The 24,720-nt window shown below is 36.3% G+C and carries 26 protein-coding genes; 16 read left to right on the top strand and 10 right to left on the bottom strand.

The genetic code is table 11. From position 1 onward, the window contains the following. Positions 1-24 precede the first annotated feature (24 nt). A complete protein-coding gene (gene fsa / locus IPK91_03170) occupies positions 25-696 on the top strand; it encodes a fructose-6-phosphate aldolase (GenBank protein MBK8296289.1) in 672 nt (223 codons plus the stop codon). Here fsa and IPK91_03165 read toward each other — a convergent pair. Next, positions 685-1,182, bottom strand: a complete 498-nt coding sequence (locus tag IPK91_03165) for a hypothetical protein (GenBank protein MBK8296288.1) — start codon at positions 1,180-1,182, stop codon at positions 685-687. The two genes, fsa and IPK91_03165, sit on opposite strands and share 12 nt — an antisense overlap. After that, complete coding sequence (locus IPK91_03160) at positions 1,167-1,511, bottom strand: hypothetical protein (GenBank protein ID MBK8296287.1); 345 nt, start codon at positions 1,509-1,511, stop codon at positions 1,167-1,169. The genes IPK91_03165 and IPK91_03160 overlap by 16 nt, the downstream gene beginning before the upstream one ends. A 22-nt stretch (positions 1,512-1,533) precedes the next feature. Between IPK91_03160 and IPK91_03155 the strand changes: the two genes are divergently transcribed. Further along, positions 1,534-1,893: a hypothetical protein gene (locus IPK91_03155; protein MBK8296286.1), complete on the top strand. Its 360-nt coding sequence runs from the start codon at positions 1,534-1,536 to the stop codon at positions 1,891-1,893. A gap of 50 nt (positions 1,894-1,943) precedes the next feature. On the opposite strand, the gene IPK91_03150 is transcribed toward IPK91_03155, so the two are convergent. Then, complete coding sequence (locus tag IPK91_03150; protein MBK8296285.1) at positions 1,944-2,450, bottom strand: hypothetical protein; 507 nt, start codon at positions 2,448-2,450, stop codon at positions 1,944-1,946. A 6-nt stretch (positions 2,451-2,456) separates the two neighbouring features. On the opposite strand from IPK91_03150, the gene IPK91_03145 reads away from it, so the two are divergent. Beyond that, positions 2,457-3,452, top strand: a complete 996-nt coding sequence (locus tag IPK91_03145; protein MBK8296284.1) for an acyl transferase — start codon at positions 2,457-2,459, stop codon at positions 3,450-3,452. A 1-nt stretch (position 3,453) separates the two neighbouring features. Here IPK91_03145 and IPK91_03140 read toward each other — a convergent pair whose 3' ends face one another. Then, on the bottom strand, positions 3,454-4,842 hold the full coding sequence (locus tag IPK91_03140; GenBank protein ID MBK8296283.1) for an N-acetylmuramoyl-L-alanine amidase: 1,389 nt from the start codon (positions 4,840-4,842) through the stop codon (positions 3,454-3,456). Between the two features lie 133 nt (positions 4,843-4,975). Between IPK91_03140 and IPK91_03135 the strand changes: the two genes are divergently transcribed. The 11 genes from IPK91_03135 to IPK91_03085 all read left to right on the top strand — a co-directional run bounded on the left by IPK91_03135 (position 4,976) and on the right by IPK91_03085 (position 16,579). Then, positions 4,976-5,620: a heme exporter protein CcmB gene (locus IPK91_03135; protein ID MBK8296282.1), complete on the top strand. Its 645-nt coding sequence runs from the start codon at positions 4,976-4,978 to the stop codon at positions 5,618-5,620. Between the two features lie 47 nt (positions 5,621-5,667). Then, positions 5,668-6,714: a cytochrome c biogenesis protein CcsA gene (gene ccsA, locus IPK91_03130; protein MBK8296281.1), complete on the top strand. Its 1,047-nt coding sequence runs from the start codon at positions 5,668-5,670 to the stop codon at positions 6,712-6,714. 464 nt (positions 6,715-7,178) lie between these two features. Continuing rightward, a complete protein-coding gene (locus IPK91_03125) occupies positions 7,179-8,600 on the top strand; it encodes a Glu/Leu/Phe/Val dehydrogenase (protein MBK8296280.1) in 1,422 nt (473 codons plus the stop codon). A 432-nt stretch (positions 8,601-9,032) separates the two neighbouring features. Then, complete coding sequence (locus IPK91_03120) at positions 9,033-9,911, top strand: pirin family protein (GenBank protein MBK8296279.1); 879 nt, start codon at positions 9,033-9,035, stop codon at positions 9,909-9,911. A 123-nt stretch (positions 9,912-10,034) separates the two neighbouring features. Beyond that, entirely contained in the window at positions 10,035-10,517 is a 483-nt protein-coding gene (locus IPK91_03115) for an Lrp/AsnC family transcriptional regulator (GenBank protein ID MBK8296278.1), read from the top strand. A gap of 26 nt (positions 10,518-10,543) precedes the next feature. After that, positions 10,544-11,344: a TraB/GumN family protein gene (locus IPK91_03110; protein ID MBK8296277.1), complete on the top strand. Its 801-nt coding sequence runs from the start codon at positions 10,544-10,546 to the stop codon at positions 11,342-11,344. A 53-nt stretch (positions 11,345-11,397) separates the two neighbouring features. Then, positions 11,398-13,749, top strand: coding sequence for a TonB-dependent receptor (locus IPK91_03105; protein MBK8296276.1), 2,352 nt, complete (start codon positions 11,398-11,400; stop codon positions 13,747-13,749). Beyond that, complete coding sequence (locus IPK91_03100) at positions 13,746-14,684, top strand: DUF4249 domain-containing protein (GenBank protein ID MBK8296275.1); 939 nt, start codon at positions 13,746-13,748, stop codon at positions 14,682-14,684. Before IPK91_03105 ends, IPK91_03100 begins: the two co-directional genes overlap by 4 nt. Before the next feature lie 4 nt (positions 14,685-14,688). Further along, positions 14,689-15,030: a gliding motility protein GldC gene (locus tag IPK91_03095; GenBank protein MBK8296274.1), complete on the top strand. Its 342-nt coding sequence runs from the start codon at positions 14,689-14,691 to the stop codon at positions 15,028-15,030. A gap of 5 nt (positions 15,031-15,035) precedes the next feature. Further along, positions 15,036-16,082: a hypothetical protein gene (locus tag IPK91_03090; GenBank protein MBK8296273.1), complete on the top strand. Its 1,047-nt coding sequence runs from the start codon at positions 15,036-15,038 to the stop codon at positions 16,080-16,082. Positions 16,083-16,084: 2 nt separating this feature from the next. Next, a complete protein-coding gene (locus IPK91_03085) occupies positions 16,085-16,579 on the top strand; it encodes a hypothetical protein (protein MBK8296272.1) in 495 nt (164 codons plus the stop codon). Between the two features lie 29 nt (positions 16,580-16,608). Here the strand turns inward: IPK91_03085 and IPK91_03080 are convergent, their stop codons facing one another. Genes IPK91_03080 through IPK91_03070 form a run of 3 tightly spaced genes read right to left on the bottom strand, consistent with a single transcriptional unit; the run spans position 16,609 to position 18,418 of the window. Beyond that, positions 16,609-17,187: a molybdenum cofactor guanylyltransferase gene (locus IPK91_03080; GenBank protein ID MBK8296271.1), complete on the bottom strand. Its 579-nt coding sequence runs from the start codon at positions 17,185-17,187 to the stop codon at positions 16,609-16,611. Then, positions 17,184-17,984 (bottom strand): formate dehydrogenase accessory sulfurtransferase FdhD, encoded by an 801-nt coding sequence (gene fdhD / locus IPK91_03075; protein ID MBK8296270.1) that lies wholly within the window; start codon positions 17,982-17,984, stop codon positions 17,184-17,186. The genes IPK91_03080 and fdhD overlap by 4 nt, the downstream gene beginning before the upstream one ends. Before the next feature lie 53 nt (positions 17,985-18,037). Beyond that, complete coding sequence (locus tag IPK91_03070; protein ID MBK8296269.1) at positions 18,038-18,418, bottom strand: hypothetical protein; 381 nt, start codon at positions 18,416-18,418, stop codon at positions 18,038-18,040. 27 nt (positions 18,419-18,445) lie between these two features. Between IPK91_03070 and IPK91_03065 the strand changes: the two genes are divergently transcribed. Continuing rightward, positions 18,446-20,203, top strand: a complete 1,758-nt coding sequence (locus IPK91_03065; protein MBK8296268.1) for a M28 family peptidase — start codon at positions 18,446-18,448, stop codon at positions 20,201-20,203. Between the two features lie 94 nt (positions 20,204-20,297). Here IPK91_03065 and IPK91_03060 read toward each other — a convergent pair whose 3' ends face one another. Then, positions 20,298-21,983 (bottom strand): formate--tetrahydrofolate ligase, encoded by a 1,686-nt coding sequence (locus tag IPK91_03060; GenBank protein ID MBK8296267.1) that lies wholly within the window; start codon positions 21,981-21,983, stop codon positions 20,298-20,300. Between the two features lie 38 nt (positions 21,984-22,021). Between IPK91_03060 and IPK91_03055 the strand changes: the two genes are divergently transcribed. Next, entirely contained in the window at positions 22,022-23,128 is a 1,107-nt protein-coding gene (locus IPK91_03055; GenBank protein MBK8296266.1) for a PD40 domain-containing protein, read from the top strand. Here IPK91_03055 and IPK91_03050 read toward each other — a convergent pair. Both IPK91_03050 and IPK91_03045 read right to left on the bottom strand, forming a co-directional pair. Next, positions 23,125-23,472 carry a hypothetical protein gene (locus tag IPK91_03050; GenBank protein ID MBK8296265.1) on the bottom strand — a complete coding sequence of 116 codons (348 nt, stop codon included), beginning with the start codon at positions 23,470-23,472 and terminating at the stop codon, positions 23,125-23,127. The genes IPK91_03055 and IPK91_03050 overlap by 4 nt on opposite strands. 154 nt (positions 23,473-23,626) lie before the next feature. Next, positions 23,627-24,709: an endonuclease gene (locus IPK91_03045; GenBank protein MBK8296264.1), complete on the bottom strand. Its 1,083-nt coding sequence runs from the start codon at positions 24,707-24,709 to the stop codon at positions 23,627-23,629. Between the last annotated feature and the right edge of the window lie 11 nt (positions 24,710-24,720).

Below are 24,720 nucleotides of genomic sequence, written 5' to 3'. Positions count from 1 at the left end.
CTTTTTAATAATCCAAGCAGAACCATGAAATTTTTTATAGACACAGCCAATTTGGATCAAATCAAGGAAGCCAAAGACCTGGGCATCCTGGATGGGGTAACTACCAATCCCAGTTTGATGGCAAAAGAAGGAATCACCGGAAAAGAAAATATCTATCGGCATTACCACAAAATCTGTGAACTTGTAAAAGGCGATGTGAGCGCAGAGGTCATCTCAACAGACTACAAAGGCATGATGAAAGAAGCCAGGGAGTTGGCTGAAATTGCTGAAAATATTGTTGTGAAAGTTCCAATGATCAAAGACGGAATTAAGGCAATCGCAGAATTAAAAAGTCTAGAAATAAAGACGAATTGCACCCTCGTTTTTAGCGCGGGTCAAGCCATTCTGGTGGCAAAAGCGGGTGCAACTTATATTTCACCCTTTATAGGCCGAATCGATGATACAAGTTGGGATGGAATGCAATTGATTACTGATATTTTTGAGATTTACTCTTTACAAGGATTTGAAACTGAAATTCTAGCCGCATCTATACGGAACGGATTGCACATTGTGGAGGCTGCTAAAGCAGGGGCTGATGTGGTGACCTGCCCTTTAGATGCAATCCTCTCTTTGTTAAAGCATCCATTAACGGATATCGGTTTGCAAAAGTTTTTAGACGACCATAATAAAGCCCAGGCTGCCTTATTAAAGAGCTGATATTTTTTCTAAACAAATTTCAATCATACGTACTATCGTTTTTTCAGGATTCTTGGAGAAGTTTCTTGTAATTCTATTTGCTAAAATTGCATTGATGGACAGCGCCTGATATCCAAACAATTGACTTAAACCATAAATTCCAGAAGTTTCCATTTCAAGATTTGATATTTTTCCAATGCCTATTAAATCAAGTGCTTCCAATTGTTGTAAGAAATTAGATTGTTTCATTCGGTTGGATCTTCCTTGGGGTCCGTAGAAACCTACTGCAGTTAAGGTATTTCCAATAATCAAATCCGGATGAAGAAATGCATTTAATAAAGATGGGTCCGCACGGTATAAAAAATAACGAATTCCATTTGCCATCTCTGCAACGGGAATCGTATGTGGTTGGTAAAAATCAGCCAAATTATCAGTACCAAGACTCCAATCCGTAATTAAAATACTGTCCAATGGAATGTTTTCTTGGATAGCTACTGCTGTACCCAATCGAATCCATGTGATTTTAATAAGTTCATCCTTTGGTTTTCCAGTTTTAAATCAATATTAAACAAAGCATCCACTTCATTCATTACAATATCTATATTGTCTGTGCCAATTCCGGTTGATAGAATACTGATTCGTTTGCCGGATAAATATCCCGTAACTGTGAAAAATTCTCTGGATTCAACTTGTAATTCAATAAGATCTAAATACCTGGATAAAATGCGGACTCGATCCGGATCGCCTACACTGAGAATGATTGGTGCTAAATCACCGGGCTTTAGCTTTAGATGATACAAGCTACCATCTGGATGCAGGATCCAATTCGTTTCCATAAAGTTTAATTACAATTAAAGTATGAAGAAAAACAAAATTTACCATTTAACCCATTGTGGAACTTGTAAAAAAATATTAAGTGATCTCAATACGGATTCTTGTGAACTGTCTGATATCAAACAAAACCCCATCAGTGAAAAAGAACTTGACCTGCTGGCTTCGCTTGCGGGTTCTTATGAAGCCTTATTTAGTCGTAAAGCTGTAAAATATCAAAGTTTGGGATTGAAGGATAAAAAACTAACCGAAGCAGATTTTAAAAAGTTAATACTATCTGATTATACATTTCTGAAACGTCCGGTTGTAAAAATTGGATCAAAACTTTTTATTGGCCATACAAAACAGGCAATAGAAGGTGGAAAGGAAGCATTGAAACCTAAATAAGAATTTACTGGGATTTTAGAGTCTTTTTAAATGGTCCATGAATTTATAGATTAAATACATTCAAGATAAACTTTACTGCTTAAAACAGTATCACTTACATGTCCACCACGGTCGCGCAACACGATTTTATAAACCAAAGAGTCCAATGGATATTGCGGAGGTGAACTGCAGGGGGGGATTTGATCCTTAAACAGACAGCAACTGGTAAAAACCAGGATACTCATCTGGCCTTTTTGAGGTCGTCCTTCGGAATCTGGTAGCGCTGGCAATTTATATTGATCTTGTATCTGATTATTGCGACTGTCTGTCAGGCTTATGTCATATCGATTGTCGTTTTGAGGAAAGCCTAAATCCCCATCACCATCTTCAAATTTCAGTAAGAGCCTTAAGGAATCTTCAAAAAAATCTCCTTGGATCATACGTGTTTTTGTAAGTCCAATAAATTCAATTTTTGGAATTACTGAGCCGGTATCATCTCCTGTACAGGCTATAAAGCAAATTCCTAAACAAAAGAAAATGCTGGGAATTGAAAGCAGATTTTTAGTTTTACCTCTCATAATGACATGCTGGACCTAAAACGATTACAAGATAAAGTTTTATATACAAATCATACCAACAGCTTTGATTTGGTGCGGGAAGTATATCTTTTTCAATCTCAAAACAATCCAGTTTTTCAGCAATTTTTAAAATTGATCGGTAAATTAGATCGCAAAATCAATCAGGTTGAAGATCTCTGTTTTCTTCCCATAGATTTGTTTAAGTCCAATGAAGTTAAAACAGGCAATTGGAATGAAGAATTAATTTTTCGATCCAGTGGAACATCGGATTCGCATAGATCCTGTCATTTTATTGAAAAGCTAGGATTTTACAATGAAGTGAGCAGGCTTTGCTTTGAGTTTCATTTTGGATCATTGGAAAAATATGAATTTGTGGCACTGTTGCCAAATTACCTGGAGCGGCAGGATTCTTCGTTAGTGGCCATGGTAAGTCATTTTGTAAATTCGGTAAACAAGCAGGGTAAAGATGTATTTTTTATTGATGATTTTAAATCATTGGAATTAAAATTAAATGCCTTGTATAAATTGGATAAACAAGTCATTTTATTTGGAGTAAGTTTTGCATTATTGGATTTTGCCAATCAGTTTAATTTAATTCATCCCAATTTAATTGTTATTGAAACAGGTGGCATGAAAGGCAGGCGCCGTGAAATTGCTAAAACGGATTTGATAAAGCAGCTACAAGCCGGCTTTCCTCAATCTAAAATTGTCTCTGAATATGGGATGACCGAATTATTATCTCAAGCCTATGCTTTGGATGGGATTAATTACAGCTCACATCCGCTATTAAAATTTCTAATTACAGATCCTTCCGATCCGTTTTTATTTTTACCAAATTCCAAAAGAGGAATTATCAATGTCATCGATTTGGCTAATATTCATTCATGCTCTTTTATTAAAACAGGCGACCTGGGTCAACTAAATCCACAGGGTGAATTGCAAGTATTGGGACGATTTGATTTTGAAGAAATGCGCGGATGCAGTCAATTATACGAAGAATGATTTATTTTGAAAATCCTTCCGTGATCCAATCAGCAAGTAATTGACGGTTTTTTGGAAATAAAATTCGCTTGCGGTCTTCCGGGTTGTGAATGTTCGCCAATTCAATAAATATGGGTTCCGGATCTGAATTACGCACTACGTAAAGTGGGCGACTGGTTACGGAACCATTGTATTTCTCTTCTTTCCGATAGACTTCATATTTTTCTTCAAAAACTTGTTGGATGTCTACAGCTTTGTTTTTACTTTTTTCAGAATCAGATTGGTAATAAAAGAAAACATCCTGGCGGTCTTCTTCGCCTTGAGCATCAATATGGAGCGACACCATCCACTGATTCGTATATCCTTTCTTTTTATATTTTGAATACAATTTATTTACTTTGTTCATTCCTTGACGAAGTCGTTTTTTCTGACTTACAGGAATATCATGGCCACCATAAGATGTTTCATCTTTATCACAATCTAAGTATTTTTCATCCCGGATTCCATCGTTTTCATCTTCAACAATTACAAAAACAGTAGCTCCTTTTTGCATTAAATTTTTAGCAAGGCGCAAACTGACATCATATGCATATTCATCTTCACAAATTGTGTATTCGCCATCTACATTTTTTGCAATAGCACCGGGATCCGGACCACCATGGCCTGGTACAATATAGAAGACCTGGTCCTTCAATTCATCTGTAGTAATTTCAACGTCTTTGTATTTTTCACCAAATAAAGGCACGTTCAACATTTTAGAAGAAACTTTTAATGAAGTAGGCGCGTCACCAACCAAAGCTGAAGATTCAGCCAACGCTTTGACTTCATTTTCAGTTAATTTACGATCAGCAACCAACATAGAACGCATCGGAGCCATGGATGCAACGAGAAACTCTTTACGCCCTTCTCTGTTTTTCTTCCGTTCTATTGGGATCGATTCTTTAAGGCTGGTTTTTAACGCCATTCCTTCATTCCTTTTGCTACTATACAATGAACCTGGATCCAAAACAATTGGAACCCAGATTTTTTTATCCTTTTTATAATCTTGGCTTTTAAGCTTTTGACTTGTCAGTTGCTTGTTGTAATCTTCAATTTTTTTAGCCTGTACCAAATTTTTAATGCCTACACTGCTGCGTATGCTCTTGCCGTCAAAGGACTGCACGGTCACAGGAAGCAGGTAGGTTTTGTTTTTCTCCAAACTGGCATTTTGTTTCAATCCATTAATTTTGTAAAACATGGTGACATTGTCTGGTTTGTCAGCAAGTTTGTAACTTCTCAGCAAGCCATAAACACCTTGACCGGCTTTGGCTTTTACTTTAACATAATTCAATGATTTTAAAGGCTTTGGAAGTGCATGTGCCAATTGAAACGTACTGATCGTTAAAAGGCACAGAGTGAGGATTCTACGCATTGCTAAAGAGTTTGAAAAGCAAATATATTATATTATTTTATAATTTGTATGTTATTGACTTACAAATTAATACAATATAAATTTGCAATTATATAAGCTGTTGAACTTCAATGCCTACCTTTGAATTTGGCATATGTTAAAAGCACTGTTGAGCAAAGAAATTTTATGTGAATGGCGTAGTTTTCATCAATTCGCCGGATTGCTGAGTTTTATGTTGGCAGTTGCCTATTTGGTTTATTTCTTTGGGGGGGAAGTCAACCCAAAATTTTGGAATTTAATGTATTGGATCATCTATTTGTTTTTGGTTTTCTTTAGCGCAACCAAGAGTTTTGAAGAAGACAATAACAGGTTCAAAATTTATACAAATCAACTTGTTTCAATAAATTGGGTGTTTATCTCTAAAGCCTTGTATCAATTGATTCAATGCGTCATTTTTGGATTGGTGCTTTACCTGATCATGAATATGTTGATACCTCAAAAACATCTGGAACTTTTGCCATGGATACTTATTTTATTTTTAATGAGTTTTGGAATGGCCGTTTTAAATACGTTTACCGCTTTTATTGCGAGCAACGGCCAGACAAGGCAAGTATTAATGGTAGTTATTAGTTTGCCTTTGTGTTTTCCCTTGATAGGAATGTCCTATTCCTTAAGTATAGATATCTTAAACGGGCAATCAATATTTGAAAACCTCGACAAGTTTTATCCGCTCTTGGCAATAGATTTATTGGCAATGGCACTTGTTTCTTTCCTCTTACCTTTAACCTGGAAATCTTAACTCTTATGGTTAAACAAGCTTGGTGGAAATATCTCTGTGTTGGTTTGATGCTCTATGCTTTAAGTTTTGGATTATTAAATCCACTAAAACATGGAATTAAAGACGTAAGTCCAGATCGAATTGAGGCTGGGACCAAGGCAATTCTTACCGTAAGTGCTTACAATGCGCATTATTTGAATCAAGCGGAGCCAATAACGGCTTATTTAAAATACAATCCGCCTTCTGATTCAAAAGATAAAAATCAATATTTACTCAAAGCATTGACTGTTAAAGCAATATCAGACAATCAAATCGAATTGGAGTTTCATGTACCAGAATTTTTACCGGATTCAAGGCCATTGGCTTTATTTTCAGTAATTGTTAATAGTCCTGCCGATGGAGCAGCTGCAATTCCTTCAAAAGTGATCATTCACCAACATCGCCCTTCTTTAGAAGAAGGAATTCGCTTATGGTCAACAGATCAACATCCGGTTTTTCATCAAGCAAAACGAAGTTTATTTCCATATCGCAACATTTTAGTAGAAACCATTCGCAATACATTTTACCATGTGTCGCTTTGGTTTGCTATGTTTCTTATGTTTGGAATGTCTGTTTATTTCAGTTATCGGGTTTTAAAATACCAAGATCTGGATGCAGATCTTCGGAGCTATGCTTTGGTCCGAACTGGTTTTTTCTTTGGAATCCTGGGCTGCCTTACAGGGTCGCTATGGGCTCGATTTACTTGGGAAACCTGGTGGACTACAGATATTAAACTCAATATGGCAGCGCTCACCATGCTTATTTATTTAGCCTATTTGGTTTTGAGGGCATCCATTGATGATTTGGATCGCAAGGCCAGAATTTCTTCAGCTTACAACATCTTTGCATTGGTTGCAGTCATTCCTCTCATATTCGTTTTACCAAGATTAACAGATAGCCTGCATCCCGGAAATGGGGGTAATCCTGCATTTGGCTCAGAGGATATGGACAACAGCTTGCGTTTAGTGTTTTATCCAGCGGTATTAGGTTTTATGCTGCTGGGACTTTGGATTGCCAGTTTGGTGTATCGCGTGGATGCAATTGCAGCAAAATTGGAGGAAGAGGAGTTTGAATAGCAATTATAGTCTTTTAGTAATGAATACCTTAAACTCCATCGAGGAGATTATGGGGCAATAAGCTAAAAGCCTTAAACAATCGACAGGAACCATTTCGTATTGCCAATTTAGTTTGAACCATTGATTATTAAAAAACCTTGAACAACCAACTTGCAACTGACTTTTAATCACCCGCTTTTGATTCATTTTGACCTTATGTTTTACCATTCTGATATATTTTCTTGAAATAATTTTGTCCATTTCTGAAATAAAGCCCAATTTCGCAGCTCTATTGCATAATGACATGCTCCTTCAAATCCTGAATGCCATAATACCTCTTTTAAGTCAGCCAGAAACTGATTTTATGAGGCAAACAGGTAAAATATATGTCGTTTTTGGAGTATTAGCTATTATTTTTATTGGAATCATCATTTTTTTAATAATTCTAGAAAAGAAAATACGAGTCATCGAAAAAAGATCAGAACATGACAAAATCAAGTAATGCCACATTTTTAGATAGTGTAAATCGCAATTTTGACCGAGCAGCTGCATATACGGATATCTCTCAAGGAATATTAAAGCAAATCAAAGCCTGCAATGCTGTATATGAAATTCGTTTTCCGGTTCGCATTGGTGACAAGATTGAAGTAATTGAAGCATACAGAGCACAGCATAGCCATCACCGTATGCCTACCAAAGGGGGTATCCGATACAATGAAAATGTTGACAAAGAAGAAGTAGAAGCATTGGCAGCGTTAATGACTTATAAGTGTGCCATTGTGGATGTACCATTTGGTGGAGCCAAAGGAGGTGTAAAGATTAATCCGAAACTATACACGGAAGATCAATTGGAACGTATAACCAGAAGATATACCACCGAATTAATCAGAAAAAACTTTATTGGTCCTGGTATTGACGTACCTGCTCCTGATTATGGAACAGGACCTCGTGAAATGGCCTGGATCTATGATACCTATTTGACATTTAAAGGCGGAGATATTGATGCTGCTGGTTGTGTAACCGGAAAACCAGTAAGCCAAAACGGAATCCGAGGTAGAAATGAAGCAACGGGTCGTGGAGTATTTTATGGATTAAGAGAATTGTGTGATACCCAAGACGCAATGAAAAAAGTTGGCTTGGACAAAGGTCTGAGTGGAAAGAAAGTGGTTATTCAAGGACTTGGAAATGTAGGTTCGTTTACCGGAAGTATTATGCAAAACGAGGGAGATGTAACCATCATAGCAGTTTCCGAATATGAGGGCTCTATTTATAATGAAAAAGGAATTCACATTGAAGATTTATTAGCCTACAGAAAACAAAACGGCAGTATTTTAGGATTTCCCGGTACAACAAATTTGCCAAGTAAAGAAGCTGCCTTAGAGTTAGAATGTGATATTTTGATTCCTGCTGCTTTGGAAAATCAGATTACAGCCGACAATGCTTCAAGAATTAAAGCAAAAATTATTGGCGAAGCTGCCAATGGACCCATTACAGCAGATGCCGAAACGATGCTTAATAAAGCAGGTATCATTATTGTTCCCGATATGTATCTCAATGCTGGAGGTGTAACCGTATCTTATTTTGAATGGTTAAAGAATTTATCCCACATGCGTTTTGGAAGAATGGAAAAACGATTTGATTCCAATACCTATTCTAATTTTGTTGGGTTGATTGAAAAGATGACCGCAAAACAAATTGGCGAAAGAGAACGTGAATTCTTAACCCGAGGTGCAGATGAAATTGATTTAGTGCGATCTGGCTTGGAAGAAACCATGGTGACTTCTTTTCAACAAATTTGGGCTACATACACTAGTAAAAAGGATATGGATGGTCTCCGAAGTGCAGCCTTTGTTTGCGCTCTTGAGAAAATATCAAACGACTATTCTAGTTTGGGTATCTTCCCATAGTAATACCCATATAGCTCCATCTTATACCCATACAGACCTGGGGTTGTTCCCGTCATAATGGGTAAAACACCTGTTAAGATGCTTTGGAATTTTTGAAAGTTGAAGCTTTGATGTGCTTCTGACAAACTTCAAATTTGGGATTGCTACGGAGCATGTATTCTTCATCCTTTATGTATCCTTGAATAAAGTCTTAATAATCCAAAGAAAATACAAGTTATAATGGAATTGATGTATTGAGTGAATACGTGTAATTTCGATCTGTAATTAAAATTCGTAATTGAACTTTCGTAATTGATAATTGGCAGTATCTACGCTCCCATAATCCGTAATTCGTCCCGCGAGTACGCGGGATGTACGCTACGCTCCCATAATTCGTAATTGATTTAACCTTCTTCCGTTTTTCTTGTTCTTTATAAAAATATCAAAAATAACATGAAACAACGAACCATTGAAGTAGTCGTTCCACCACCGGAACCCCATTTTGTAGGTGATGGTTTTAGAGTTCATAATTTTATTCCAAGTGCCTATCGATTGGACATGGAACGGATGAGTCCGTTTATTATGCTGGACTATGGTTCGAAGCATTATTTCCCACCTACAGATACTCCCAGAGGGGTTGGAGTGCATCCACACCGGGGATTTGAAACGGTTACTATTGCATATAAAGGTAAAGTTGCGCATCACGACAGCGCAGGTAACAGCGGAATTATAGGAGAAGGCGATGTGCAATGGATGACTGCTGCTTCAGGAGTGCTTCATAAAGAATACCATGAAGAAACATTTAGTAAAAACGGAGGCGATTTTCAAATGGTGCAACTGTGGGTGAATTTGCCGGCAAAAGATAAAATGTCTGCTCCAAAATATCAGGAGCTACTCCATGCAAATTTGGGAGTTTTTGAATTGCCTGATCATAAAGGACGCATTGAGATTATAGCAGGCCATTATGGAGATGTCAAAGGACCTGCATTTACGTTTACTCCTTTAAATTTAATCAATGCTAAATTGAAAAAAGGAAGTCAAACAGCCTTTGCTTATCCTCAAAATTATAATACGGGTTTATTGGTAATCGAAGGAAGGATTAAATTAAATCAGTCTGAAGTTATTCCCGAAAACCATTTTGCATTGCTAAATAATGACGGAGAATCATTTCATATTGAAGGATTGGAAGATAGTATTGTGTTGATTTTAAGCGGATTGCCTATTGACGAACCAATTGCAGCACATGGTCCTTTTGTTATGAATACGAGTCAGGAAATCGCACAGGCCTTTCAGGATTTCCACCTTGGAAAATTTGGGCATCTGGAGGCTTAATTAACCGGATCGCAAATAAAATTGTGATTAAACCCTGTATTTTATTGATTTCACAAAATATTATTCTATCTTAGCCGTTGAAAAGAGGTAAATTCAATTTTTTATTTGTTAAAACTCGTAAAAATGGCTGATAAATTGGATAAAATAGACGTAAAGATTCTGAATCTATTACAGGAAAACAGCAAAATCACCAATTTGGAATTGTCCAGAAAAATTGGTCTTTCTCCTGCTCCAACTTTAGAACGTGTAAAAAAATTAGAGCAACTTGAAATCATTGAGAGTTATCACGCCAAAGTAAACCCTAACAAAGTTCAACTTAGCATCAGTACCTTCGTTTTGGTCAACCTGGCATGGAATAAACCACGCGCCATGGAGAGCTTTGTCGATAAAATTAAAGGAATCGAAGAAGTAACCGATTGTTATGTAATCACAGGGGATGCTGATATCTTAATGAAAATCGTATGCAAAGACATTCAATCATACGAAATGCTATTATTTAAGAAACTTTCGCAAATAGAAGAAGTTGAACGATTGAAAACTTTGATGAATTTATCAGTTGTTAAAACATCCAATAAGCTTCCAATACATATCGAGGATTTGGATTAATCCTTTAAGGTTTATCGCAATCAATTATGTCATTTAAATCTGGTTTGCTGTGGCAGATAAATTCAGGCAGTAATCCAGCTTCCTATCTATTCGGAACAGTCCATCTGCAAAGTCCAATCTATTCAGATCATCTTCAATTAATTACTGAGAAAATTAAGTCCTGCAGTTTTTTTGGAGCTGAAGTGGATTTAGACCGAATGGAATCTTCTGATCTTCAACATTTTTTTAAATTACCGGATTCATTGAATTGGTCATCTTATCTACGACCAGGGCAGTGGAATAAAATGCAGCAGATCAGTTTGCATCGATTTGGCATTGATCTCAATCAATTTACAGGGATGTTTCCTATGATTGGATTAAATCAATTGAGTTTACAACTTATCGGTCGAAGTCTTGAAAAATCTCTGGATCAGCAATTATGGGAACTTGCCAAACAATGTGACCGACACATGATCGGATTGGAAGATTTTGATACACATTTTAATATGATTCGTTCCATTGATTTACAAGATCAAATAAAAATGATTCGGGATTTGTTTAATAATCTCGAGCGCTCCAAGCGTAAATACCAAAAAATGATTTCTGATTACAATGATCAGGATATTCGGGCAATTTATCAGAGCAGCAGAAAAATGCTTGGAAAATACCGTCATTTGATGCTGAACCAACGCAATCAATATATGTTGTCAAAAATGCTAGACTTAATGAAATCCGATACGGGCTTTTTTAGTTGCGGCGCAGGACATTTATATGGAATGGAAGGATTACTCCGCATGTTAAAAAAAGCTGGCTTTGTTTTGCAACCTGTGAAACTTTTAGCTGTTTAAGGAGTGAGGTTTTTGATTTGATTTCTTCAGATCAATATGTTTAGCTAATTCGTATGAGAGCAATAATTTACATTTTCTTAGGCTTGTTTTTATTTATTGGATCAAGTCATGGTCAGGATAAGTTCACAATCAGTGGCTATGTCCGTGAATTTGGTTCAGGTGAAAGCATGATTGGGGTGAATCTTTATTTAAAAGAGCAACCAAGTATCGGAACAGTAAGTAACACCTATGGTTTTTATTCCATAACACTTGAAAAAGGTCAGCATACCTTGCTGTTTTCATATCTGGGTTATGTGCCAATAGAATTGCCAATCAATTTGAATAAGGATACTTCTATTGAAATCAATATGAAATCCGGAGTATTAATGGATGAAATTGAAGTGAGTGCGAAAAACCCAAGGCAGAATATTGAAGCTACGGATATGGGCACCATCGATGTTTCCATGGAGACGATGAAAAAACTTCCAGCCCTGTTAGGTGAGGTTGATTTATTGAAAACACTTCAACTTTTACCAGGAGTTTCATCTGCAACAGAGGGTACTTCGGGAATTTATGTTCGGGGAGGCGGTCCAGATCAAAATCTGGTACTTCTTGATGAAGCCATAGTTTATAATACCGGTCACTTGTTGGGATTTTTTAGTGTATTTAATTCGGATGCGATAAAAAATACCGTATTAATAAAAGGAAACATACCTGCGAACTATGGAGGCAGAATTTCTTCTGTGATTGATGTCCAAATGAAAGAAGGAAATAATGAAGACTATGTAGCAGAAGGTGGCATCGGATTGATATCAAGTCGATTTACTGTGCAAGGTCCTGTTCAAAAAAAGAAATCATCTTTTATTGTCTCAGGAAGGAGAACCTATGTGTTGGATCTGGCACAACCATTTATAAATAACACAAAATTTGCTGGTAGTAATTATTATTTCTACGATCTCAATACCAAAATTAATTATCAACTGAGTCAAAAGGATCGGATTTATCTCAGTGGTTATTTTGGCAGGGACGTGTTTAAATTTTCAAATCAAGAAAGAGGTTTTGAGGTCGAGTTACCTTATGGAAATGCAACAGGAACTTTTAGATGGAATCATGTATTTAAGGATAATTTATTTTTTAATCTGGCTTTGATAGCTAACAATTATAAATTTGGATTGCACGGCGGACAGGAAGAATTTCAGTTTAATGTAGATTCCGGTGTACGTGATTATTCAGCAAAGGCCGATTTGGATTATTATCCCAATCCTTCGCACCTGATAAAAATGGGCACACGGTACACCTATCATAAACTTTCTCCAAATGTGGTTAATGCAACCAATGGAGAAGTAAATTTCTCAACCAGTTTTAAACCAAAATATGGACATGAAACGGAGTTGTATGCGTTAGATGACTGGACGATTTCCAGAAAACTAAAATTAAATATTGGGGCTCGTTTATCCATGTTTAATCAAACAGGTCCTTATCAGTCAGCTATTGATAGTTCTCAATACTCCCGCGGTGAACTTGTTAAAACCTACATTGCACCAGAGCCAAGGATTGGCATGAATTATACTATTTCAAGATCAGCTTCTTTAAAAGCAGGCATTTCTGTTTCCAATCAATACATTCATTTAGTAAGTAATTCAGGAAGTACTTTGCCGGCCGATATTTGGGTGCCTAGCACCGAAACAGTCAAGCCTCAGCGTGGAATTCAATATGCGATCGGATACTTTAGAAATTTTTTAGACAATGCCATTGAAACTTCTGTAGAAACCTATTATAAAGATCTTCGCAATCAATTGGATTATAAAGAATCGTATGTTGAAAATTTTTCTGCAGAAATTGAAAACGAATTTGTTAGTGGAAAGGGTAGGGCTTATGGACTTGAGTTATTTGTGAAAAAAAATAAAGGAAAATTAACGGGTTGGGTTGGATATACGCTTTCAAAAACAGAGCGATGGTTTGATGAGATAGAAAACGGACGTGTGTACCCGGCAGTTTACGATCGCCCGCATGACTTAGTTGTTGTGTTTAATTATGAGTTTGCAAAAAATTGGCAGGTTTCAGGCAACTTTATTTATGCTACAGGAAAAAGTTATACGCCTATTAAAAGTGTTTTTTTTATAGAAGGAAAACCCAATATTGAATACGGAGATAGAAATAGTTTGCGTCTTGATGATTATCACCGCTTGGATATTTCCTTTATTTACGAAAAACAGGAGAAGCTAAGAAAGCCTTTTCACAGCAGCTGGGCTTTTAGTGTTTATAATATTTACAATCGAAAAAACCCGTTTTTTACCTATACTGATTTTCAATCAGATATTTTTACCGGCAATGCTTCAGCAAAAGCGTTAAAAGTATCACTATTCACAATCATACCGTCTGTGACCTGGAATTTTTATTGGAACGCATCTAAATATTTTAAATGAGATCTTACAATTTAGTTTTACTCTTATTGATTTTAGGCTTTTTTATGAATTCTTGTGAGGAAGAATTTATTCCTGCAGAATCTGTTTATGATAAGGAATTGGTCATTGAAAGTTATATTGAAAAGAGCGATGCGTCTATTCCTGTATATGCAATTTTGACATACTCACTTCCTTTTTATTCTTCATTCAATATCGATGTTATTAATAATTCGTATGTTAAAGACGCTGAAGTATCAATTTTCGATGGAAAAAACAGATATGCCTTACCACAATTGTGCTTAAATGATATTCAGGAACCATTGCGAAGTGATCTAATTAAAAACTTTGGCTACAATCCGGATAGTTTTAAAACCGATTTATGCATATACGTTGATTTAGCAAATTCGATTCCCATTGAAGCGGGTACAAGCTATGAATTAAGAGCAATCACCAAAGAGGATACCTTATACAGTACCACCCATATTCCTGATTTAGTACCCATCGACAGTTTTTGGTTTGATAAACCTGCAGGCAAAAATGCAAATGATACTTTTGCGCAATTATTTTGTATAATAAGCGATATTCCAAATCAAAAGGACTATTACCGTTATTTTACTGCAGGGCAAAATGAGCGTTTAATCCCTAATGTAACTTCAGTTACGGATGATGTATTTTTTGACGGACAGAAATTCAAATTTACTTTGTCTGAGGCCATAAGCAGGGATGAAGACTTTGGCGATAATTCTGGACTGTTTAGAAGGGGGGATACGGTCTTGATTAAATGGTGCAATATTCCTCAAAGTCATTTTGATTTTTGGAATACATTGGAAACCAGTGCTACCCGGCAAGGACCGTTTGCATCTTATGTAAGAATTAAGGGAAATATCGAAGGAGGACTTGGTATCTTTGGCGGTCAAAATTGTAAAAATTATACCCTGTACGTGCCAAAAAAATAAAAGAATGTCAAAAACCAACGAAGTTATACTCAAAGTGGTAATGGACGATGAGAATATTCCAGCTGAAATATATTGGAAGGCGGAAAATCAACAGCAAGATTGGGAAAAGTGTAAAGCATTTTTATTATCCCTCTTTGAAGAAAAAACAAAAGGAACATTAAAATTGGATTTATGGACTAAGGATTTTCAGTTGGAGGAAATGAATCAGTTTATGTATTACACGCTGTTTTCGCTTTGTGAAACCTATATGAAGGCAACACAAAATCAAGACATGTCGAATCAGTTTATGAGTTTTGTTAACTATTTTGGAGAAGAAAATGAAGTAATTGAGCGTAAAGTATCCTGAAATATATGAATTTCGCCTCCAATAATACGAATAAATCGACTTCGCTTACCTCTGAGAATCAAACCATCATTTTTCGACTTACTGCTTTATGGGCATTGAATGAATGCGGATTGGGAGGATTTTTACATGCACTCAATGTGCCATTTACAGGACTTATAATTGGAGGAATTGCTGTAGCACTTATTAGCTTTATTGCCCACTTTTCGGAAGTCAATAAGGGAATCATTCTAAACTCTCTGATTATTGTTTTAATTATAAAATTGCTGATGAGTCCACACTCCAGTGTGACTGCATATTTTGCCGTAAGTTTTCAGGCAGTTTGTGCGCTAGTGTTCTACAGGATTTTAAATATTAATTTAGTAAGTATTTTGTTAGTGTGTATTTTGACATTTTTAGAATCAGCATCCCAGAAATTAATTACGCTTACTGTTGTTGGTGGGATGAGTTTTTGGAATGCAATCGATGTATTTGTTGAAAATATAAGTAAGCAGTTATTTACAGCTGAGATTACACATGCTTCACTTTGGTTGGTAGGAATCTATTTTTCAATTTATTTTGTATTTTCAGTATTGCTGGCTTTTTTTATTTATAGTTTACTTGAGCAATTTAAAAAAATGAATATTTCAAGCCGGGACAATCCTTCGTTATGGCAATTTGAAAATGTAACCGTTGCAAAACCTAAAAAACAAAAACCAGTTTGGGTTAAGATCATTTTATATTCTGGAATTATCATTTTTGTAATCTTGACTATATTTATTTATAATAAAGAACAGTTTTACAACAGCTTTTTACTCTATTACTTTGCCAGAACTGTTTCTGTTATTTTATTTTGGTATTATATTGTAATGCCATATGCAATGGCATTTGTCAGAAAATTCTTAAACAATAGGATCCCTGCATACCAAACGGAAGTTGATGAAATCATTGAATTATTTCCCAAGCTTCGTTTAATTGTTTACTATGCCTGGAATCAAACAACTGCTTATAAAGGGTTGCGTAGATTGAAGCATTTTTTTACAATTACCTTGTTTGAAATTATTAGCTTCAAATAACAATGGCAATTTATGTCCTCACTGGGGAAATTGGTTCTGGCAAAACGACCGCATTGTTTAATGAAATTAAAGGACAAATAAATATTGGTGGTTTTCTGAGCCCAGTTAAAAATCAAATTCGGCAATTTTATTTTATTCGAAATGGACTGTACATGCCAATGGAACAGCTTGGGGAGCATTACAACACAGATTTAGTTGTAGGTAAATATATTTTTGATTCAAAAGCATTTAATCTAGCGAAGGTTCAATTTGCATTGGATTGGGATTCAAGTCTTGACTTGCTAGTTCTGGATGAATTTGGTCCATTAGAATTTAAAAATCAAGGTTTGCTGCCTGAATTGAATCCTTATTTAAAAGCAGCACAAGAAAACACTAAGCAAAACATGTTAATTGTGGTCAGGAATACACTCATGGAGTCTTTTGCGAAATTATACGCAGTGAATCAAATAATTTATAAAGAAGATGTTTCTGATTTTTTTCGAAAAGTTCTAGGCTAAGCGCAATTGATACTCTCAAATAATGTACATTAAATGGAATCATGATTCCAAAGTTCGAAATCCATTCTGGTATTAATTCCTTCCAGAGACTTAGGTTCATTTATCTCCAACAGCAAAGTATTCAATGATTGTAAAACAAGTCTGGGAGACTTTAACTTGCTATAATATTGCGATTCTATTTCTGGCAAAGCACTAATCCGATAAATGCTGCACAATGGAAAGGGATCCCCTGTGTTTGGATTTCTGTATGCTATTGCGTCGTATGGTGGATGATTGTGTAATATTAAATTTTGAAGCTGTTTCTCTTTTATAAATACGAGATCAACTGCAACCACCAACCAATTAACCTGCTTGTTATACTTGAATGCACGATAGATCCCTTCTAGCGGACCCGTTTCATCGGATTGATCTGGAATGATAGCGTCTGATTTAATTTTTGAAATTTGTTCCTTGCGACAAGAAATATAAACCTTAGTGCAAAATGGATTAAGTTGATCAATCCACCATTTATATAAGGGTTTATTATCTTTTAGTAATAAATATTTATCTTGTCCGAGTCGACTGCTGACCCCACCGCATAAAATAAGTCCGTAAAGTGACTCGTTCATGAAAATTGTATCCGTTGTGCTCCACAATAAATGTTAGCACTGTGTGGTTTTAAAAATCCTATCAAACTCATACCCATAGCTTCTGCAGTTTCAACCGCTAGGCTGGATGGAGCGCCTACTGCAGCAATGATCGCAGTGCCTGCCATAAACGCTTTATGGATCATTTCAAAACTAGCACGGCCACTAAGCACTACAACCTTATCATCTAAAGGAACTATTCCATTTTCTAATGCCTTTCCTATTAATTTATCCAATGCATTGTGTCGTCCTACATCTTCGGCTTTGTGGAGAAGTTTCCCATTAGTGTCAAATAATCCACAAGCATGAATGCCACCAGTTAATCTAAATAATTCTTGATCTTGATTAAGTGTATTCATTAAGTCAAATAAAATGTTTCTTGATATGATTGGAAGCTCTTTTTTTAATATAAAGGAACAATTGTCAAGTACTAAATCAATGCTGGTTTTGCCACACACTCCGCAACTGGAGTTTGTATAAAAATGTCGGTCAAGTTGGTCAATATTAGGCAAAGCATTTGTTTGCAAATGAACAAGGATGGTCTGTTGTTCAACTACATCCCCTGTGCAACTAAAGCGATATTCAAAACGTTCAATGTCAGTCGATGGGTGCAACAAAATGCCTTCAGTATATAAGAAACCGCGAACCAGATTTTCATCATCTCCCGGGGTTCGCATGGTGATCGAAATGGTTTTATGAATTGCTTTGCCACTTTTATAATATACCAATACAATTTCAAGAGGCTCCTCAGTAGCCACATAATCCGATTTAAGTTCCAGGTCCTCAGTTAGCTTTTTTACTGATTTTATCCGATAACCCGTATTAGATGAAATCAACATTTGGCTGCATTCGGATTTGGAAAATTATTTGATTCATCTTCATTGGGTCTATCTACAAGACATTGGTAATCTTTTTCTACCAATACATATAAATAATCTTCACCTTTTAATAGAATACGCGCATCAAAACCAATTTGGTCATCTGCAAACCATTTAGAAGCAATCGCCAAGGGTACATAAACCCGTATATGATTATTGATAAAAGTAACACTAATTTGTTCATGATCAGCCTGGATCAAAGAATACCGCAGGCAATCTGAGTTTTGATCAGAAAAATTGACACATTCTTCAATAGATCCATATTGTTGAAAACTGGCAACTTCCTTTTGGCTTAAACGCAATCGGAGGGAGTTTTTATTGGTGCGTAGTTTCATGTTCTTTATTTTTACTAAATTAGCAAGATGAAAACCAAAACAAAGATATTCTTAAGTCTGTTGTTAATGGCTACTATCTCAACAGCTCAAACCAATTTCAGTTTTACAAATCCGGTTTTTCCACAATTATTAAAAGGAAACTTTGATCCCGGATCCTTTCCCAAACGGACGGTCATTGCAGATCAACAGTTAGCAAATTATCTAATTGAAACGATTCAAGCGGATTCTTTAAAGTATTATTTAAGTCAATTGGTGGCTTTTAAAAATAGAAATACAATTTCAGATGATCAAACAAGGGGATCCTGGGGTATTCGTGGAGCAAGGAATTATATTAAATCCAATTTAGACAGATGGGGTCTTAATAACGGTTTGAGTGGTCCTGTACTTGTGCATTCTGAATTTGAATTTGACTTCGAAATGTGTGACAGGCTTCGACATACTCAGCTTATGGCTATGATTCCAGGAGTGGGTCCCTTGAAAGAGGAGCTTGTAATATTGGAGGCCCATCTGGATAGCCGTTGTGAAAACAATTGCGACACAACTTGTATAGCAGAAGGTGCTGATGATAATGGAAGTGGATCTGCTCTTTTAATAGAACTCGCCAGGGTATTGTCTCACATCGAATTGAATCGATCTGTTTTATTAATTTGGATAACTGGTGAAGAACAAGGTTTGGGAGGATCGACGTCCTTTGCTGAATATTGCAAACAAAATACCATTAAAATCAAATCGGTTTTCAACAACGATATTGTTGGTGGAATTGAATGTGGCATCACCTCTTCACCACCCGGTTGCCCTGGACCCTATCTTTATGACAGCCTTCGCTTTCGGGTGTTTTCGGCTGGAATTACCAACAGTATGCCCAAAGCCTTAGCCAGATTGTCCCGCATCCTTGTTGAAAATAAACTTGCTCCTATTATGCCAAATGTAACCAAAATTGACGTGATGTTTGGTGAAGATCGCTCAGGAAGAGGAAGTGATCACATTCCTTTTCGTGAACAAGGGTATACTGCCATACGATTTAGTTCGTCTTACGAACATGGAGATGGAAATCCTTCTCAGGCAGGGTATGCAGATCGTCAGCACAGTACCCGGGATGTGCTCGGTGAGGATATCGATGGAGACGGTTTGATAGATAGTTTTTTTGTAAACTTCAATTACCTGCGTAACAATGCAATCGTCAATGCAATTTGTGCAACCAATTCAGCCAGCACTGCATTAAATCCGTTTGTATTGACTACTAAATCTGAAGTGCGGGCACTTTCAATTAAAATTGAAAATCCACAGACTGCTCGAAAATTTATTTACGGACTCCGTAGAATAAATAGTTCTTTTTTTGATACGATGGTGATTAGTAATTTGTCGGAATTAACGATTTCGAATTTGAATCCAACACAGTATTATGTTTCAGCGTGTGGTGTTGATAGTTTGGATTGGTATAGCATGTTTAGTCAGGAATACATCACGCGGGTTTTAAGTGCAACGGATGAAATTTTAAAAAAACGTCCTGTGGAGCTAGTTCAGAATAAACCCAATCCGTTTGACGAACTGACCTTGATTCCAATCATTGTAAATGAAGTAAATTATATAAAAGATGCAAAACTGATTTTTACATCAGAATCAGGGAATGTTTATAAATCCATTCCATTAAATTTGAAAGAAGGAATCAATGAAATATTGTATGACTATCAATGGAATCAATATGCATGTGGTACCTATTATTACTCTTTAGTTATTAATGGTAACGTATTTGCAACTAAAAAGATGAGCTTGCTAAATTACTAAAGGCAATGCGAATTGCTTTTTTGAATTGAATTCCATTTATGAAATCTTCTTCGATTAATTTATAAGTTATAAGCTTGCATTAGATGCATAGAGATTAAAACAAGCCGCTAATCACACCATTTTCATCGATATTTATTTTTTCAGCAGAAGGCTCATCAGGCAAGCCGGGCATCCGCATCATTTCACCGGTGATGGGTACAATAAATCCAGCACCTGCTGCAATTTCAATCTGACGTACAGTCAAAATAAAATCTCTTGGGCGTCCTATTAAATCTGGATTATCAGAAAGTGATTTTTGTGTTTTAGCAATGCAAACGGGCAATGCCGATAAGTTAAGATTTTGAATTCGCTTAAGGTCTGCTTTTGCTTCAGGAGTATATTCAACTGCTTTGGCGCCATAAATTTTATTTGCTATAGCAAATATTTTTTGTTCGGGTGTCCAATCCAATTCATAGCAAGGAATAAATTTTTGATTCCAGTTGTCAGCAACATGGACAACTTTCTCTGCTAATTCGATTGCACCTTCACCACCTTTAGCCCAAACTTCAGAATAAACAGCGTCTGCGCCAAACATACTGCTCCTTTCTTTGATAACAGCCAATTCTTCCGGTGAATCGCTTACAAATTTATTGATTGCAACGATGGCAGGTAAATTAAACTGTCGGGCGTTTTCGAGGTGTTTTTCAAGATTTGCACATCCTTTTTCAACGGCTCTAGGATCGGGTTCTGATAAGTTTTTTAGTGATTTTCCGCCATGATATTTTAAAGCACGAACGGTAGCAACGATAACTGCAGCATTGGGTGACAATCCAGCTGCACGACATTTAATGTCTAAAAATTTTTCAGCTCCAAGGTCAAATCCAAATCCAGCTTCTGTAACGACATACTCAGATAGAGACATTCCCATTTTGGTAGCTATAATGGTGTTGGTTCCTTGAGCAATATTAGCAAATGGACCTCCATGAATGATGGCAGGGTTTCCTTCAATGGTTTGCACTAAATTTGGTTTAATGGCATCCTTTAGTAAAGCAGCCATAGCTCCTTCAGCTTTGAGATCTTTAGCGAAAATTGGTTTTTTATCCCAGGTAAATCCAATGAAAATATTGCTTAAACGGTTTTTTAAATCATTGAGATCTTTTGATAAACACAGTATGGCCATGATTTCAGAAGCCGCGGTGATGTCAAAGCCTGTTTCACGTGGGATGCCGTTGCCTGTGCCACCTAAGCCTATGGTGATTTTTCTTAAAGAGCGGTCGTTCATATCCATAACCCGCTTCCAGGCAATGGTGCGGGCATCCAGACCTAATCCAAATTTTTTATTTTGAAGGTTATTGTCAATCAATGCGGCCAATAAGTTGTGTGCTTTTTCAACCGCTGAAAAATCTCCTGTAAAATGGAGATTAATATCTTCCATCGGAAGCACCTGTGACCAGCCTCCGCCTGTAGCACCGCCCTTGATTCCAAATACAGGTCCTAAGGAGGGTTCCCGGAGTACAACCGTTGTTTTTTTACCGATTCGGTTGAGTCCCTCAGCCAGTCCTATAGAAGTTGTGGTCTTTCCTTCACCAGCTGGAGTAGGAGATATAGCAGATACCAAAATCAATTTGCATAGCTTTACTTTTTCTTCATCGATCAGTTCCAACGGTAGTTTAGCTTTATAGGAGCCATATTGTTGGAGAAGATCTGCGTGAAGGTTTAATTTTTCAGCTATTTTTGTGATTGGTTTAAGCGTAATTGATTGCGCTATTTCAATATCGGACTTTAGTTTTTCTGAACCCATTAGATATGCATTATTTAGACGGTCTTTGTACATCAAAAATGACACCAATTGTAGTTCTCTGCTTGTTTTTTATGTTTTCATGTAAAAACAAAGAGATGAAAACATCCATACCCAAACTGATGACCTATGATACCATTCCACAAGAAAAGGTTCATTATCCTCAGGAAAAGCATTTAAAAAATATCAGACAACTCACCTTTGGAGGAAATAATGCAGAAGCTTACTGGAGTTTTGATGGAACCATGCTGACATTTCAATCCGATTATGCAGCCTGGGGAGCATCTTGCGATCAAATTTTCTATTTCAATCCATTTAAAGACGATTTGGCAAAAGAAAAACCTCATTTAATTTCACGAAGAGGGGGTAGAAACACCTGTGCTTATTTCATGCCGGGAGATTCTATGATAATTTATGCTTCAACTCATAGAGATAGTGCAGCGTGTCCTCCAGCTCCGGAACGAAAAGTTGGCGGGAAATACGTTTGGCCAATCTATGCATCTTATGATATCTACGTTTCAGATTTACGCGGAAATACAAAAATGCAACTTACCAATATCGAAGGCTATGATGCTGAGCCAACGGTATCTCCCAATGGAACTAAAATAGTGTATACTGCTTTGAGACAAGGAGATTTAAATTTATGGACCATGGACATAAATGGCCAAAATAAAAAGCAAATTACCTTTTTGCCTGGCTATGATGGAGGTGCATTTTTCTCTCCAGATGGTAATAAAATTGTTTTCAGAGCTTCGAGACCACCAACTTCAGAATTAAGAGCTGAATATTACGATCTTTTAAGACAAGGCTTGGTACAACCTACGGAAATGGAACTATTTGTCTGTGATTTAGAAGGTGGACATTACCAACAAGTAACCAAATTAGGAAAAGCAAATTGGGCTCCGTTTTTTCATCCTTCCGGCAAAAAAATCATTTTCTCATCAAACCACGCAGGTTCAAAAGGATATCAGTTTAATTTATATATGATTAATTTAGATGGAACTGGACTGGAACAAATCAGCTTTGATCCGATATTTGATTCCTTTCCGATGTTTTCTCCTAATGGGAAATACCTTGTTTGGTCATCTAATCGAAATAATGGAGGTACCCATGATACAAATTTATTTTTGGCGGAATGGGTAGATTAATTGAGTTGTTCTTGATTAAATAAAATACCTTTTTTAGCATCGTAACTGGCCACACCAGATTGTAAATACAATTCTTTTTTATAAGGATATTGACGTGCATCAATGATATAGACCTTGCAACCTATCGCTTTTCGCAACTCATCATTGGATTCTCTCCAGCACATCGCCAGTTCTTCTGTAGTTTCGTCATAATTTTTTTTCCACTTTCGTGTAAACATCACCTCCAAATACATAATTCCATTTCTGAAATTAACCAGGCGACTGGACAAACCATAATTAATTCTATATACGACATCAGATTTTAAGAGATGTTTGCGGTTTATTTCTTTGATATTGATAGCCATAAACCCAATGGCACATAAATTATGCCATTTTTACAAACACGCTTGGGTATGAGTATCTTTAATTAACTATATTGTATTGATATACAGTAATATATAAATAATAATATTAAATAATATGTTTTTTAAGCTTGACCTTAATTTATTGATAAAAGGCTTAGTTTTTGATGATCGAGACGCGTTTAATGGACTTCTTTTGAGAATTTGAAAAGACAGCAAAATAATATCCGGGGGCTAAGTCCTCAAGATTCCATCTTGTACCGCTAGTTTTTAAATTCAATATCGTATGATTAACCTGGTGGCCCATACTGTTATACAGCGTGCAATCTATTGCATCCAGTCTTGTGTCAGTATGAATTTCAATAAACGCATTGAATGGATTTGGTGAAATTGAAATTTCATTGTGATCAAACGCATCTGTTGCACTAATCTGGCTGCAATTAGGAGATTGACTGCAATACGATCTTTTAGCCAAACTGCAATCCAGTACAAATGGATTTGGTTTTTGATCTTGGTATTTTGCAATGAGGTAGGTTCGGGTCCATTCCAACGAATCCGTAGGGTCTTTTAAATTCCAATCACACAATGTGGTGCGCATACTTTCAAAGAAACTTCGATCTGCTTGCAATTCATACATGGTAAAAAAATAAAAAATAGCCCTTGCTACATTGCCCTTGTGATCTTCCCGAGGTTCAAAAAGTCCGTTAATGGATTCACTGAATTCATCAATTAGTTGTGTTGGAATGGTCGATTGAACAAACGATTTATAAAACCAATTGTCTGTTTTCTGATCACTAATTTCTCCAAATGGATAATTACTTCGAGCTTCATTGACTGCTGCACGTGCAGGATATAAATGGTGCATATCAGATCGGGCATTTCCATTATCAGCACCTTTGCTTTGAGGAAACGTGTGTTCACAATTGATGCCATTAGCATTTCCATTTTTAGATAAATAACCAATGGGATCAGAGGATGCCGGACTCAAGTATAAGGTGTGATTTGTATATACACAGGAAACAGAGTCATGAACATTGTAAATTTCCTGATACATTTTTAACCGGGCATTTGAATAATCAAGAACAGTTGCAGGTTTATATTCCTGAACCAGTTTGTTGATTAAAACAAAGGATGTATCATTCGGAAAAATTGAAATTTGCTTAAATTGTGCAATGCCGATTTCAAATTGAAATATAGCTAGCGCAATTGATACAATATAACGAAATCCAAAATTAAACATAGTGTAAAGAT

This window comes from Saprospiraceae bacterium (assembly GCA_016712145.1).
Lineage (GTDB): Bacteria > Bacteroidota > Bacteroidia > Chitinophagales > Saprospiraceae > Vicinibacter.
The sequence above is the reverse complement of the archived record's forward strand: the minus strand, read 5'-3'. Positions and strand labels throughout refer to the sequence as shown.